Below are 13,258 nucleotides of genomic sequence, written 5' to 3'. Positions count from 1 at the left end.
GCGATCAGCCCAGCACTTTCTGCACGGTGGCGACCAGCTGTTCGGGGTTGAACGGCTTGACCAGCCAGCCCGTGGCGCCGGCGGCCTTGCCTTCGGACTTCTTGTCGGCCGCCGATTCGGTGGTCAGCATCAGCAGCGGGGTGAACTTGTAGTCCGGCAGCTGGCGCAGTTCACGGATCAGCGCGATGCCGTCCATGTTCGGCATGTTGACGTCGGTGACCACCGCATTGAAGCGCTGGCCCTTGGCGCGACCGAGCGCGACCGCGCCGTCTTCGGCTTCTTCGACGGCAAAACCGGCCGAGGTGAGGGCGAAGGACACCATCTGGCGCATCGACGCCGAATCGTCCACCACCAAGATACGTGCGCTCATGCAGCGTTCTCCACAGATTTCAGGTTGTCATGGGTTACGTCCAGGCCCAGGGCCTGGGTGACGCCCAGCAGGCGCGCGGCGTCACGGAAGGTTGCGGTGCAACCGTGGAAGCCGGTGCCCAGGCCTGCCTCGCGGCGGGCCTGCACGAATGCACACAGCACCTGCACGGCGGCGGTGTGGATGCGTGCGACCTGGCTGGCATCCAGGGTCAGCTCGCCTGCCTGCTCCAGCAGTGGGGCGAGGCGGTTCTTGAGCTCGGCGGTGCTCTCGATGCCGAGATCCCCACCCAGTTCGACAGTGCTCATCGTTGCTCCGGACAAACGGTTCCGTGATCCATAACGGCAGCCCGGCAGGGTTCTTTAGCGGAATCGACGCGGGGCGTCGATGCGGTCGCTGTTGAAAAGGGGACGGAGGGGGATTAAGTCGCAAGCGACCTGGCTCCACCGCAGCCCCCTCGGCAACGGCGACCGCGCAGTGGGGACGTAAGGTGTTGATCCAACGGATCAACTCCTTGCGTCCCCGACAGGCACCGCTTCGGCGCAAAGCGCCGAGCCACTTGCGACTTAATCCCCTCCGTCCCCTTTTTCTGCTCAGCTCAACAGGCGGGTGGCGTCAAGCAGGATCATCGGCCGTTGGCTGACGCGGGCGACGCCGCGGAACAGGTCGTTGGAGATCTGGCAGATGCGCGCGGTGTCGGGCGGCTCGATCTGCGAATCGGTGAGGTTGGCGACATCCTCCACCGCAGACACGCGCAGGCCGATGGTCTCGCCGTCCTCCTCCAGCACGACGATGCGGGTCTGGGCGTCGTCTTCTGCCGCCGCGGCGCCCAGGTGCAGGCCGAGGTCCATCACCGGCACGACCTGGCCGCGCAGGTTCATGATGCCGAGCATGGCCGGCGCAGTGCCACGCAACGGCAGCAGTGGCACCGGCAGCACGACCTCCTGGACCTTCAGCAGTTCCAGCGCGTAGGCCTGGGTGCCGCAGCGCAGGCGCAGCCAGCGCGAGGTGCGTTCGCCGGCCCGGCGGTTCTGTGGATGCGGGCTGTGGGCCGGCTGGTGCGCCTGCGCCTGCAGTTCCTGCCAGGTGCTGGGGCGGTTGCCCGTGGGCGCGTCCATGGCCACGCGCGGTGGTGGTGCGGTGGCCGCCCGTGCCATCGGGGGCGGTGCGGGACGTGCGGCAGGTGCCGACACCGGTGCTGCGATCACGGCCGGGGCGGGCACAGGGACGTCCTCGCCTTCGGCAGCGGCCTCGAACGCGGCCTGCAGCCCGGGGCTGTCGGTGTGGGCGAGGCGATGGCTGTCTGCGGGATCGGTCTCGTAGATCACCTCGTCCGGCAGATCGTCCCAGGTCGGCTCCGGGCCGGCCTGCACAGCGGCGGCGGGGGCAGGCGCGGTTTCGTGGAGGACGTCGGCCGGCAGGTCGTCCCAGGTCGGCTCGCGTTCGCTGGCCGCAGTGCTCGCCGCGGCTGCGTCGGTGCCGACGGAGGCGGCCGCCGTCTCGAAGGCGGCGTCCAGCGCGGCGTGGTCCTCGCCCGGCGGGGCGGCGGCGGTTCCGGTTTCGTAGATCACGTCGGCGGGCAGGTCGTCCCAGGTCGGCTCGCGTTCGCTGGCCGCAGTGCTCGCCGCGGCTGCGTCGGTGCCGACGGAGGCGGCGGCCGTCTCGAAGGCGGCGTCCAGCGCGGCGTGGTCCTCGCTCGACGGAGCGGCGGTGGTTCCGGTTTCGTAGATCACTTCGGCGGGCAGATCGTCCCAGGTCGGCTCGCGCTCGGGGGGCGCTGCGTGCGCCGCGGCTGCCTCGGCGCCACCGGGCGGCGGTACGGCCGGCGCAGCCGGGGCGATCGCCTCGCCCAGCAGCTCGTCCAGGTAGTCGTCGAGGACGCCGATGCTGTTCATGCGGCCTGCTCCAGGGCGCGGGCATCCTCGCCGAGGATCCAGTTCAATGCGCGGCGGTAGGCGGCCAGGCCGCGGCCCGGATAGTCCTCGCCGACGCTCGGCAGGGTCAGGCCGGCGGCATTGCTGATGCGGGTGTCGATCGGAATCGCGTCTTCCCACACGCGGTTGCCATGGCGGTCCTGCATGGTGCGCAGCGACTCGTTGCCGGCGCGGGTGCGGCGGTCGAACAGGGTCGGCAGGATCGAGATCGGCAACGGGCGGCGGCGCGAACGCTCGACCATCTCGCCGGTGCGGACCATCCCATCCAGGCCGTGCAGGGCCAGCGGCTCGGCCTGGGTCGGGATGACCAGGCGGTCGGCAGCGGCCAGGGCATTGATCATCAGCAGGCCGAGGGTAGGTGCGCAGTCCAGCAGAATGTAGTCGTGCTGCCCCTGGTGGCGGGCCAGCGCGTTCTGCAGTGCCAGGCCGAGGCCGGGCTGGTTGGCGCTGCGGCGCTCCAGCGTGGCCAGCGCCGATTGCGCGCAGACGTAGTCCAGGCCCTGGATGTTGCTGGCATGGCACAGGCCGGACAGGTCCGCCGGCGGCGTGCCGAACAGTTCCAGCACGCCGGCCGGCGGCGGGTCCACCGGCACGCCGAAGGCGCGGCTGAGCGAGGCATGCGGATCGAGGTCGATCAGCAGCACGCGATGGCCGAGGGCGGCCAGTCCGCGGCCGAGGGCGAGGGTGGTGGTGGTCTTGCCGACTCCGCCCTTCTGGTTGGCGACTGCCCAGATGCGCATCGGATTACTCCTTCATTGCCGGGGGAACGGCGGCGCCGACGCGGCTGCCAGCCGGCACCGGCGGCAACTTCACCGGTGCGATGGGGGAGGTGGGGGTGCTGGCCGGAGTTGCGGCGGCCTGTTCGGTGTCGGTGCTGCCGGTGGCGCCAGTGGCGGCGTTCAGGCGCTGGCCGAGCGGGTCCACCGAATGCGAGGTGTCGGCCAGGATGATGACCATCACCCGGCGGTTGCGGTTGCGGCCCTGCGCGCTGTCGTTCTCTTCGCGGGGGCGGAACTGGCCGTAGCCGACCATGGCCAGCCGCGAGGGCTGCACGCCCTGGTCGGCGAACAGGTGCACTACGCTGGCGGCGCGTCCGGCCGACAGCTCCCAGTTGGACGGGAAGGTGGCGGTGGCGATCGGCACGTTGTCGGTGTGGCCTTCCACGCGCACGCTGTTGGGGACATCGCGCAGCACGTCGGCGAGGCTGGACAGGGTCTGCCGCGCGTGCACGTCCAGCGCGGCCGAACCGGTGGGGAACAGGATGTCGCTGTTGATCTCGACTTCGATCCACAGTTCGGTACGGCGCACGCTGATCATGCCGCGGTCGATCAGCGGCGCCAGCGCGGCGGTGAGGCGATCGGCAATCGTGTTGAGCTGGCGCTCGGCACGGGCGATCTGCTCCTGGTTGTGCACCGACACCGGCATGCGCATCTGCGAGGCCATCGACGGCAGCAGCGTCGGGTCGTGCGAGGGCGCCGGCGCCGATGGGCCGATCTTGGTGCCGGACTTGATCACCGACGGGCTATCCCAGCCGCCGCCCTGCACCTGCTTGTTGCCCACCTGCACCGGATTGATCGTGCGCGGCGCACCGCCGAAGGCATCGGTCAGCGCGTCGGCCATGATCCGGTACTTGCCCTCGTTCACCGAGGAGATCGCGTACATGACCACGAAGAAGGCGAGCAGCAGCGTCATCAGGTCGGCATAGGGGATCGCCCATGCTTCGTGGTTGGCGTGCTCTTCGTGGTGCTTGCGGCGGGCCATGTCAGTGCAGGAAGCCGGAGAGGTTGGTTTCGATGTTGCGCGGGTTTTCGCCCTGGGCGATCGAGATCAGGCCTTCGATGACCATCTCGCGGTCGCGCGTGTTGTGCGAGATCACGCTCTTGAGCTTGGCAGCGATCGGCAGGAACAGCAGGTTGGCCGAGGCGATGCCGTAGATCGTCGCGGTGAACGCGGCGGCGATGCCGTGGCCGAGCTTGCTCGGGTCAGCCAGGTTCTTCATCACCGCGATCAGGCCGAGCACGGCGCCGATGATGCCGAGGGTGGGGGCGTAGATGCCCATCGCCTCGAACACCTTGGCGCCGGCCTGGTCCTGGTGTTCCTGGCTGCCCAGTTCGATCTCCAGCATGTGCCGCATCGATTCGGGCTCGACGCCGTCCACCAGCAGCTGCAGGCCCTTGCGCAGGAAGGGGTCCTGCTGCGCTTCCACCTGCGATTCCAGGCCCAGCAGGCCCTGGCGGCGGGCGATGTTGCTCCACTCGACGATCTGCTGGATCAGCTCGCGGCGGTCGCTGTGCGGGGGGCGCACGACCCAGCGCACGATCTTGAACGCATGCTTGAACACCGCCGGCGAGGTGTGCAGCAGGATCGCGGCAACGGTGCCGACGATGACGATCACGAACGCCGCAGGCGACCACAGGGACGCCAGGCCGGCGCCCTTGAGGATGCTGCCGCCGACCAGCGAGGCCAGGGCGAGAAAGAGTCCAATGAGGCTGAGTCTATCCATGGATCCGGTATCGGCTTGTATGAATGGGACTTGAGACACCGGTAGATCGCGTAACGACGGTAGTCACAGTTTTCGGGGCGCCGGGACTGGCCCGGCGAGCGTCAGCGCAGGCCGTCCACATCCAGGATCAGCGCCATGCGACCATCGCCGATCAAGGTTGCACCGGCGTAACCGCGCAGGCCGCGCAGGGCCTTCGGCAATGGCTTGATGACCACTTCCTCGCGCCCGCGGACCTGGTCCACGACCAGGCCGAAGCGCGCTTCACCGGCCTGCAGCACGACGATGGTCAGCAGGGTCGACGTGGCGGGCGTCACATCCAGCCACTGGCGGAGATCGACCAGCGGCAGGGTGTGCGAACGGCGGTCGAGCACGGCGCGGCCATCGAACCAGCCTAGCGACGTGCCAGGCGCGTGCAGCACTTCCATCACGCGCGCCAGCGGCAACGCATAGACGTCTTCGCCGGCCTGCACCAGCAGGGTCGGCAGGATCGCCAGGGTGAGCGGCACGCGGATCAGGAAGCGGCTGCCACGGCCCAGTTCCGACTGGATCTGGATCTGCCCGCTGAGTTCGCGGATGCGCGACTGCACCACGTCCATGCCGACGCCACGGCCGGAGATGTCCGTGACCTGCTGCTTGGTCGAAAAGCCCGGCAGGAACACCAGGTGCAGGCACTCCTCGCTGCTCAGGCGGGCGGCGGCTTCGGGATCGATCAGGCCCTTCTCGCGCGCCTTCGCACGCAGCTTTTCCGGATCAATGCCGGCGCCATCGTCCTGCACCTCGATGCTGACGTAGTCACCTTCCTGCTGCGCGGACAGCCGCACGTGGCCCATCCGCGGCTTGCCCTGTGCTTCGCGCAGGTCGGGCATTTCCACGCCATGGTCGATGGCATTGCGGACCAGGTGCACCAGCGGGTCGGCCAGGGCCTCGACCAGGTTGCGGTCGAGTTCGGTCTCGGCGCCGATCAACTCCAGGTCCACTTCCTTCTTCAGCGAGCGGGCGACATCGCGGGCGACCTTGGGGAAGCGCGAGAACACCTTGCCCACTGGCTGCATGCGGGTGCGCATCACCGCCGACTGCAGGCGCGCGGTGGCGATGTCCAGGGTGGACACGGCGCGGTCCAGCTCCTCGTCGCGCAGGCGGGCACGCAGGGTCTTGAGCCGGTTGCGCGACAGCACCAGTTCGCCGATCAGATTGACGATCGCATCCAGGCGCTTGGTGTCCACGCGCACGGTATGTTCCGCCTCGGCCAGCGGCTTGGCGGCCGGCTTGGGCGCCGGCGCCGGTGCGGCCGCCGGGCGTGGGGCAGCGAGCGGCGCCGGCGCCGGCGCAGCGGCAGGCTTGGCGCCGGGTGCGGCGCCACCGTGCAGCTGGTCGAGCAGGGCTTCGAATTCGTCTTCGCTGATCAGCCCGTCGTCGGCCTTCTTGGCCGGTGCGACCGCGGTCGGGGCGTTGCCGCCGTGCAGCTGGTCAAGCAGGGCTTCGAATTCGTCGTCGGTGATCAGGTCACTGCTACCGGCTGCCGGAGCGGCGGCGACAGGCGCCGCCGCGGTGCCACCGTGCACATCGAACTGGGCGATCAGGTCCGGCGGTGCATAGCCCGGTTCGGTGCCGGACGACACGGCATCCAGCATCGACTGCAGGTAGTCCAGCGATTGCTGCGCGGCGTCGAAGTGGTGCGCCTGCAATACGGCCTGGCCGGCGCGCGCGGCGCCCAGCGCTTCCTCAGCAGCGTGGCACAGCTCGACCATCGCGGTGACGCCAAGGAAGCCGGCGCCGCCCTTGAGCGTGTGATAGCCGCGGAACACCGCGTTCAGCTGTTCGCCGTCCTGCGGTGCCTGCTCCAGCGACACCAGCTGTTCGCCGAGGCGATCCAGGATTTCCTGTGCCTCGATGATGAAATCGGCAGTGATGTCGTCGGATACCGCGCTCATGCTTACAGCCCCAGATCCGACAACAGGTCGTCGGCGTCGTTCTGCGAGACCGCGTGGCGGTCCAGTCCCTTCAGTGCCGGCCCGGCCAGTTCCGGGTCGGTGCGATGCTGTTCCGGCGGCAGGCCGAGCGCGCCGAAGCCTTCGTGCACGCGGCGGACGATGCCGACCACGCGACGGATGATCTGCCCGGTCAGGTCCTGGTAGCTCTGGGTCAGGGCGATCTCGGTCAGGTTGTGGCGGATGCGCTCGAGCTGCGCGTCCTGGCCCGGCTGCAGGCCTTCGGCGCGCAGCTGCTCGGTCAGGCTGCGGCATTCCTCGGCCAGGTCCAGGGTGCGGTGCGTGGCCTGTTCGGTCATCGCCACCACATGGTCCAGGCGTGCGCAGGCATCGTCCAGTTCGCCGGCCTCGCTGGGCACGGTCGGCAGTTCGCCCAGGGCCTGCCCGAGCTCGCGGGCCAGCCGCGAGAGGCCGCTCATCATCGGCTGCGTGCGCAGCGCGACCAGCCCGTCGATGCGTTGACGCCACGCGGCTTCATCGCCGGACTCCAGCGCGTCCAGGGCTTCCTGCAGGCGCAGGGCGAGGGCGTTCCTGTCGACCATGGTATCCATCAGGCGCTGGCCGCCAGGCGTTCGAAGATCTTGCCGAGCTTTTCTTCCAGCGTCTGCGCGGTGAACGGCTTGATGATGTAGCCGTTCACGCCGTTCTGGGCTGCTTCGATGATCTGCTCGCGCTTGGCTTCGGCGGTGACCATCAGCACCGGCAGGGTCTTCAGCTTGGCGTCGGCGCGGATCGCCTTGAGCAGTTCGATGCCGGTCATCACCGGCATGTTCCAGTCGGTGACCACGAAATCGAACGGCTGGCTCTGCAGCAGCGACAGCGCGGCATGCCCGTCCTCGGCTTCGGCGGTGTTGGTGAAGCCAAGATCGCCCAGCAGGTTCTTGACGATCCGACGCATAGTCGAGAAGTCGTCGACGATCAGGATGCGCATGTTCTTGTTCAAAGCAGAGTTCCTTTGTTGTTCATTCCGGGCGGCCGGGGGCAGCCGCCTCGGGCATGTTCACTCTTCCAGGCCGGCGTCCGCCGCCTCGAAAATCTTCAGCCGTCCACGCAGGCGCAGCACGGCCTGGCCGTGGATCTGGCAGACCCGCGATTCGCTCACGCCGAGCACCGCGCCGATCTCCTTCAGGTTCAGTTCCTGCTCGTAGTAGAGCGAGAGCACCAGCTGTTCGCGCTCGGGCAGGTGGCCGATGGCCTTGCCCAGCTCGCGACCGAACTCGCCACGCTCCAGCACCTGTTGCGGGGTCGGGCCGCCCTGGGCGACGGTGTCCAGCTCGCCCTGGTCTTCGATGCGCGATTCCAGGCTCAGCACCTGGCCGCGCGCGGCGTCTTCCATCAGGCGCAGGTACTCGGGCAGCGGCATCTCCATCGCGGCGGCGACTTCGGTGGCGCTGGCGGCGCGGCCGCTGCTCTGTTCCAGGCGGCGGATGGTGGCGGCCGCATCGCGTGCGCGCCGGTGCACCGAGCGCGGCACCCAGTCGCCACGGCGGATCTCGTCGATCATCGAGCCGCGGATGCGGATCGAGGCGTAGGTTTCGAACGAAGCGCCCTGGTCGGCGTCGTAACTGCGCGAGGCTTCGATCAGGCCCATCATGCCGGCCTGGATCAGGTCGTCCACCTCGACGCTGGCGGGCAGGCGCGCGGCCAGATGGTGGGCGATGCGCCGCACCAGGTCCGAATGCTGGGCGATGACATCGTTGGCCGCCGAGCGCTGGACTTCCCTGTACTGGGCTGCGCCTTTCATGCTGCCACCCCACGCTGCTTGAGGATGCGTTCGAGGAAGAACTCGACGCCACCGCGCGGTTCGGTCGGCGCCTGCCAGCGCGCGGTACGGCGTGCGATCTCGGTGATCGCCAGCGCCGACGGGCTGGACGGATAGGCCTTCACCACCGGTTGCTGGCGCTGCACCGACAGGCGCAGCCAGTCATCCTGCGGCACGCAGCCCAGGTAGTTCAGCGAGACGTCGGCCAGGAACTTCTCGCAGACGCGGGTCAGCTTTTCGTACAGCACGCGGCCCTCGTTGGGGTCGCGGACCATGTTGGCCACCACCTGGACGCGGTCCACGCCCCGTTCGCGCGACAGCACCTTGATCAGCGCGTAGGCGTCGGTGATGGACGCCGGCTCGTCACAGACCACCACCACGGTGTCCTGCGCGGCCTGGCAGAAGGTCAGCACGCCGTCGGTGATGCCGGCGGCGGTGTCCACCACCATGATGTCCAGCTCGCGTTCCAGTTCGGAGAACACATTGACCAGGCCGACGTGCTCGGCGGGGGCCAGCTCGGCCATGTGCCGGCGGCCGGACGCGGCCGGCACCACCAGCACCCCGTTCGGGCCTTCGACGATGACGTCGTCCAGCGAGCAGCGGCCGGCGACCAGGTCGGCCAGCGTAAAGGTGGGGTTCAAGCCCAGGATCACGTCGATGTTGGCCAGGCCGAGGTCGGCGTCCAGCAGCAGCGTGCGCTTGCCCATGCCGGCCAGCGCCACGGCCAGGTTGGCCGACACGTTGGTCTTGCCCACGCCGCCCTTGCCGCCGGTCACGGCAATGGTGCGCACAGGGCCGAGCGGCTCGCTGCGGGTGGCCGACAGCGGGAAGGTCTTGGTCAGCTTGGCGTACTCACGCGACGGCATGGTTCAACTCCGGGTTGCAGGGCATATCGGCCGCTCGGCGCAAATCTTCAAGGCGAAGTACAAGATTGGCTGCACTGGCCCGGTGCAGGTCCTCCGGAACGTCCTGCCCATCGGTCACCCAGGTGATCGGCAGGGCGTGGTCCACGGCCACCGACAGGGCGTTGCCGAAGCGGCCGGTCTCGTCCAGCTTGCTCAGCACCAGGCCCTGCAGGTTGGCGGCGCCGAAGCGGCGGACCACCTCGTCCATGTCGCCGAAGCTGGTGTTGGCCGGCAGCACCAGCAGGGTGCGGACCTGGCGCGCGGCGCGCAGCCACTGCAGCTGGGCGGCCAGCGCGCGGTCGCGCGGGCCCAGGCCGGCGGTATCGATCAGCACCAGCTTGTAGTCCTTCAGGCGTTCCAGCAGCTGGTCCAGGTCAGTGCCGCTGTTGGCCTCGTGCACGGCGATACCGAGCTGGCGGCCGTAGCCATACAGCTGCTCGCGGGCGCCGATGCGGGTGGTGTCGGTGGTGACCAGGGCCACGTCACGCGGCGCATGCTTCTCGGCGAAGCGCGAGGCCAGCTTGGCGATGGTGGTGGTCTTGCCGGCGCCGGTCGGGCCCACAAGGGCGATCACGCCGCCTTCTTCCAGCGGGTCGACCGGGGCGATCGGCAGCTTGCGCGAGATCAGCCCCAGCATCAGGCCGCGGCCGCGGTGGGCTTCGGTTTCCAGCGGAATCTGCATGGCCACGTCGCGGGCCAGGCCGGCGTCGAAGCCGTACTCGTCCATCAGGTCCAGCGCGGTGGCGCGCACCGGGCAGCCGCGCAGGCGCTCGTCGGTGAAGCGGTTCATCTCGCGCTCGATCACCTGGCGCATGCCGGCCACTTCCTGGCGCAGCTGGCGGATCTCGGCGTCGTCCTGGGCGACCACCGTCAGCACCGGGGCCGGGGCCAGGGTGGGCGCCGGCGCGGCTTCGACGATGGCATCGGCCAATGCCGGTTCGGTGGCGGCGCTGGCCGGCTGCGCGTCGGCGACGGCAGCGGTCGGCAGCGGCGGCGGCTGCACCGCCGGCGCCACGCTTTCGTGATGCGCCTCGTGCGGCGGATCGATCGGGAAGCGGGCGCGGTTGGCCGGCACAGCCGCGGCCGGTGCGACGATGGCCTCGGCGAACGGCGCGAAGATCTGCTCCGGCAGTGCCGGTTCGTTGACGGTGGCGCGCGCCAGGGTGGCGGCAAAGCCGGTGCTGCCACGGGTCGGCACGATCTCGTCGGCGCTGTCCAGCGTGCGGCCGGTGGCGCCGACGGCGGCGCGGGCAAGGGCGGCCACCGCCGAGGTCGTGGCGGCGACCGGTTCCGGCGCCGGGGTGGCGCTGCGGCGGCGGGTGACGGCGGCGATCACCGCGTCGGCGGCGGTGCGCGGCTTGGCTGCCGGCGGCGGTGCGACGTCACGGCGCGAGGCTTCCAGTGCACGCTGCACGGCGCTCTCGTCATAGTTGGCGGCGGCGACGATCTCGATGCCTTCCTCGATCCGGCGGTTGGACAGGATCACGGCGTCAGGACCGTGTTCCTTGCGCACCAGGTTCATGGCCGAGCGCATGTCGGCGGCGACGAATCGTTTGATTTTCATGCTGTGGTCACGAGGCGAAGACGGCGGGGTGGCGGTCGGGGAACTCGGGTGATCGGTGGTCTGCACGGTGCGGGTTCCCCTTGGTATCGGTCTGTTGCGTTGGTTCGAAAGTGGTGTCTGTTTTCTGGCGCGTCGGAGCCCGGCGTCAGCTGATCGTTCCGACCAGCTTCAGGCGCTTGTCTTCCGGCACCTCGCTGTAGGCCAGGACCGACAGCGACGGAACGCTGTGGCGGACCAGGCGGGCCAGCGCGGCGCGCACCGGGCCGGGTACCAGCACGACCGCGGGCTCGTTGCGGGCTTCCTGCTTGCTGACACATTCGGCCAGACTCTGGTGCAGTCGCTCAGCGAGTCCGGGTTCCAGCGCGGCGCCGTTGCCCTGCGTGGACTCCTGCAAGACACGTTCCAATTGCGGGTTGAGGGTGAACACCGGCAGCTCCGCCGACATTCCGGCGATCTCCTGCACGATGAAGCGGCCCAGTGCGGTGCGCACGGCAGCGGTCAGCACGGCCGGATCCTGGCTGCTGGGCGCGTGTTCAACCAGCGCTTCGGCGATCTTGCGCAGCTGGCGGATCGGAATGCGCTCGACCAGCAGGTTCTGCAGCACGCGCACCACCGCCGACAGCGGCAGCGCCTTGGGCGTCAGATCTTCGACGAGCTTGGGTGCGCTCTTGGCCAGGTTGGCCAGCAGGTGCTGCACTTCCTCGTGGCCGAGCAGTTCCGGCGCGTGCTCGCGGATCAGGTGCGAGAGGTGCGTGGCGACCACCGTGGCCGGATCGACCACGGTGTAGCCCAGCGTTTCGGCCTGGGCGCGCTGGTGCGGCTGGATCCAGGTGGCATCCAGGCCGAACGCGGGGTCCTTGCCGGCGATGCCCTCCAGGGTGCCCAGCGCGCTGCCCGGGTCCAGTGCCAGCTCGCGGTCCGGGTGGATTTCGGCGGTGGCCACCGGCACGCCGTGCACCAGCACCCGGTAGCCGTTGGCGGGCAGTTCCAGGTTGTCGCGGATGTGCACCGATGGAATCAGGAAGCCGACATCCTGGGTGAGTTTGCGGCGCACCCCCTTGATGCGCGCCATCAGTTCGCCGCCCTGGTTGCTGTCCACCAGCGGAATCAGCCGGTAGCCGACCTCCAGGCCCAGCGGATCGACCGGTCGCAGTTCGTCCCAGCTCAGCTCGGCAGTGGGGGCCGCGGCGGCCGGGCGCCCGAGCGCAGTGAGCGCGGCGGCATCGGTGCCACTGCCTGTCGCATCGGCGGCCGGTGCCTTGGTCTTGCGATACAGCTTCCAGGCGATGAAGCCGAGGATCGAGGCCAGCGTCAGGAAAGCGACGTTGGGCATGCCCGGCACCAGGCCGACCAGGCCGATGATGCCGGCGGTGATCGCCAGCGCGCGGTACTGGCCGAACACCTGGCCGGTCATGGCCTGGGCCATGTCCTGCGAACGCGAGGCGCGGGTGACCAGCATCGCCACCGCGCTGGAGACCAGCAGGGCCGGCAGCTGCGCCACCAGGCCGTCACCGATCGACAGCAGGGTATAGGTCGCAGCGGCCTCGCCGAACGGCATGCCATGCTGCAGCACGCCCACGGCCAGACCACCGAGCATGTTGATGAACAGGATCAGGATGCCGGCGATGGCGTCGCCGCGGATGAATTTGCTGGCGCCGTCCATCGCACCGTAGAAGTCGGCTTCCTCGCGGACTTCCTCGCGGCGCAGCTTGGCTTCTTCACGCGTCAGCAAACCGGCGTTGAGGTCGGCGTCGATCGCCATCTGCTTGCCGGGCATCGCGTCGAGGATGAAGCGCGCGGTCACTTCCGAGACACGGCCGGCGCCCTTGGTGATCACCACGAAGTTGATGATGGTCAGGATCGCGAACACCACGATGCCGACCGCGTAGTTGCCGCCGATCACGAATTCACCGAAGGCGGCGATGACCTTGCCCGCGGCGTCGTGGCCGTTCTGGCCGTTCAGCAGGATCACGCGGGTGGAGGCCACGTTCAGCGCCAGCCGCAGCATGGTGGTGATCAGCAGCACGATCGGGAAGATGGTGAAGTCCAGCGGGCGCTTCACGTAGACCACCGCCAGCAGCACCATCAGCGAGATGGCGATGTTGAAGGTGAACAGCGCATCGAGCACCGGCGCGGCCAGCGGCACCACGACCATGGCCAGCAGGGCCAGCACGATCAGCGGCGCGCCCAGGCCCTGGCGGATCATTTCCAGGGCGCGGCGGGTGTTGAAACCGG

General features: G+C 69.2%; 13 protein-coding genes. All 13 read right to left on the bottom strand.

The genetic code is table 11. The features are described 5' to 3' along the window. Window positions 1-4: 4 nt before the first annotated feature. Window positions 5-370: a response regulator gene (locus BLS66_RS16020; protein ID WP_005409521.1), complete on the bottom strand. Its 366-nt coding sequence runs from the start codon at window positions 368-370 to the stop codon at window positions 5-7. Then, entirely contained in the window at window positions 367-675 is a 309-nt protein-coding gene (locus tag BLS66_RS16015; RefSeq protein WP_057494251.1) for an STAS domain-containing protein, read from the bottom strand. Before BLS66_RS16015 ends, BLS66_RS16020 begins: the two co-directional genes overlap by 4 nt. Window positions 676-960: 285 nt before the next feature. Beyond that, window positions 961-2,262: a chemotaxis protein CheW gene (locus BLS66_RS16010; RefSeq protein WP_074726304.1), complete on the bottom strand. Its 1,302-nt coding sequence runs from the start codon at window positions 2,260-2,262 to the stop codon at window positions 961-963. Beyond that, window positions 2,259-3,041 carry a ParA family protein gene (locus BLS66_RS16005; protein WP_049466530.1) on the bottom strand — a complete coding sequence of 261 codons (783 nt, stop codon included), beginning with the start codon at window positions 3,039-3,041 and terminating at the stop codon, window positions 2,259-2,261. Before BLS66_RS16005 ends, BLS66_RS16010 begins: the two co-directional genes overlap by 4 nt. A 4-nt stretch (window positions 3,042-3,045) precedes the next feature. Then, window positions 3,046-4,062: a flagellar motor protein MotD gene (motD, locus tag BLS66_RS16000; protein WP_049466528.1), complete on the bottom strand. Its 1,017-nt coding sequence runs from the start codon at window positions 4,060-4,062 to the stop codon at window positions 3,046-3,048. Between the two features lies 1 nt (window position 4,063). Continuing rightward, window positions 4,064-4,804 (bottom strand): flagellar motor protein, encoded by a 741-nt coding sequence (locus BLS66_RS15995; RefSeq protein WP_005409527.1) that lies wholly within the window; start codon window positions 4,802-4,804, stop codon window positions 4,064-4,066. A 101-nt stretch (window positions 4,805-4,905) separates the two neighbouring features. After that, entirely contained in the window at window positions 4,906-6,735 is a 1,830-nt protein-coding gene (locus BLS66_RS15990) for a chemotaxis protein CheA (RefSeq protein WP_074726303.1), read from the bottom strand. Between the two features lie 2 nt (window positions 6,736-6,737). Further along, window positions 6,738-7,343, bottom strand: a complete 606-nt coding sequence (locus BLS66_RS15985; RefSeq protein ID WP_074726302.1) for a protein phosphatase CheZ — start codon at window positions 7,341-7,343, stop codon at window positions 6,738-6,740. Continuing rightward, window positions 7,343-7,735: a chemotaxis response regulator CheY gene (gene cheY, locus BLS66_RS15980; protein WP_005413247.1), complete on the bottom strand. Its 393-nt coding sequence runs from the start codon at window positions 7,733-7,735 to the stop codon at window positions 7,343-7,345. The genes BLS66_RS15985 and cheY overlap by 1 nt, the downstream gene beginning before the upstream one ends. A 57-nt stretch (window positions 7,736-7,792) precedes the next feature. Next, window positions 7,793-8,536, bottom strand: a complete 744-nt coding sequence (locus tag BLS66_RS15975) for an RNA polymerase sigma factor FliA (RefSeq protein WP_049465789.1) — start codon at window positions 8,534-8,536, stop codon at window positions 7,793-7,795. Further along, a complete protein-coding gene (locus BLS66_RS15970; protein WP_032959426.1) occupies window positions 8,533-9,420 on the bottom strand; it encodes a MinD/ParA family ATP-binding protein in 888 nt (295 codons plus the stop codon). Before BLS66_RS15970 ends, BLS66_RS15975 begins: the two co-directional genes overlap by 4 nt. Then, a complete protein-coding gene (gene flhF / locus BLS66_RS15965; RefSeq protein ID WP_057494248.1) occupies window positions 9,407-11,023 on the bottom strand; it encodes a flagellar biosynthesis GTPase FlhF in 1,617 nt (538 codons plus the stop codon). Before flhF ends, BLS66_RS15970 begins: the two co-directional genes overlap by 14 nt. A gap of 145 nt (window positions 11,024-11,168) precedes the next feature. Beyond that, window positions 11,169-13,229, bottom strand: coding sequence for a flagellar biosynthesis protein FlhA (flhA, locus tag BLS66_RS15960; RefSeq protein WP_180995886.1), 2,061 nt, complete (start codon window positions 13,227-13,229; stop codon window positions 11,169-11,171). Window positions 13,230-13,258 lie beyond the last annotated feature (29 nt).

Source organism: Stenotrophomonas pavanii (assembly GCF_900101175.1).
Lineage (GTDB): Bacteria > Pseudomonadota > Gammaproteobacteria > Xanthomonadales > Xanthomonadaceae > Stenotrophomonas > Stenotrophomonas pavanii.
Note: the sequence above shows the minus strand (reverse complement) of the source record. Positions and strands in the feature narration are given on the sequence as shown.

Bases quoted from the DNA above. Each gene is read 5' to 3' on its own strand.
- BLS66_RS16020 (WP_005409521.1), bottom strand. From the start codon at position 370: ATGAGCGCACGTATCTTGGTGGTGGACGATTCGGCGTCGATGCGCCAG.
- BLS66_RS16015 (WP_057494251.1), bottom strand. From the start codon at position 675: ATGAGCACTGTCGAACTGGGTGGGGATCTCGGCATCGAGAGCACCGCC.
- BLS66_RS16010 (WP_074726304.1), bottom strand. From the start codon at position 2,262: ATGAACAGCATCGGCGTCCTCGACGACTACCTGGACGAGCTGCTGGGC.
- BLS66_RS16005 (WP_049466530.1), bottom strand. From the start codon at position 3,041: ATGCGCATCTGGGCAGTCGCCAACCAGAAGGGCGGAGTCGGCAAGACC.
- motD (WP_049466528.1), bottom strand. From the start codon at position 4,062: ATGGCCCGCCGCAAGCACCACGAAGAGCACGCCAACCACGAAGCATGG.
- BLS66_RS15995 (WP_005409527.1), bottom strand. From the start codon at position 4,804: ATGGATAGACTCAGCCTCATTGGACTCTTTCTCGCCCTGGCCTCGCTG.
- BLS66_RS15990 (WP_074726303.1), bottom strand. From the start codon at position 6,735: ATGAGCGCGGTATCCGACGACATCACTGCCGATTTCATCATCGAGGCA.
- BLS66_RS15985 (WP_074726302.1), bottom strand. From the start codon at position 7,343: ATGGATACCATGGTCGACAGGAACGCCCTCGCCCTGCGCCTGCAGGAA.
- BLS66_RS15975 (WP_049465789.1), bottom strand. From the start codon at position 8,536: ATGAAAGGCGCAGCCCAGTACAGGGAAGTCCAGCGCTCGGCGGCCAAC.
- BLS66_RS15970 (WP_032959426.1), bottom strand. From the start codon at position 9,420: ATGCCGTCGCGTGAGTACGCCAAGCTGACCAAGACCTTCCCGCTGTCG.
- flhF (WP_057494248.1), bottom strand. From the start codon at position 11,023: ATGAAAATCAAACGATTCGTCGCCGCCGACATGCGCTCGGCCATGAAC.
- flhA (WP_180995886.1), bottom strand. From the start codon at position 13,229: ATGATCCGCCAGGGCCTGGGCGCGCCGCTGATCGTGCTGGCCCTGCTG.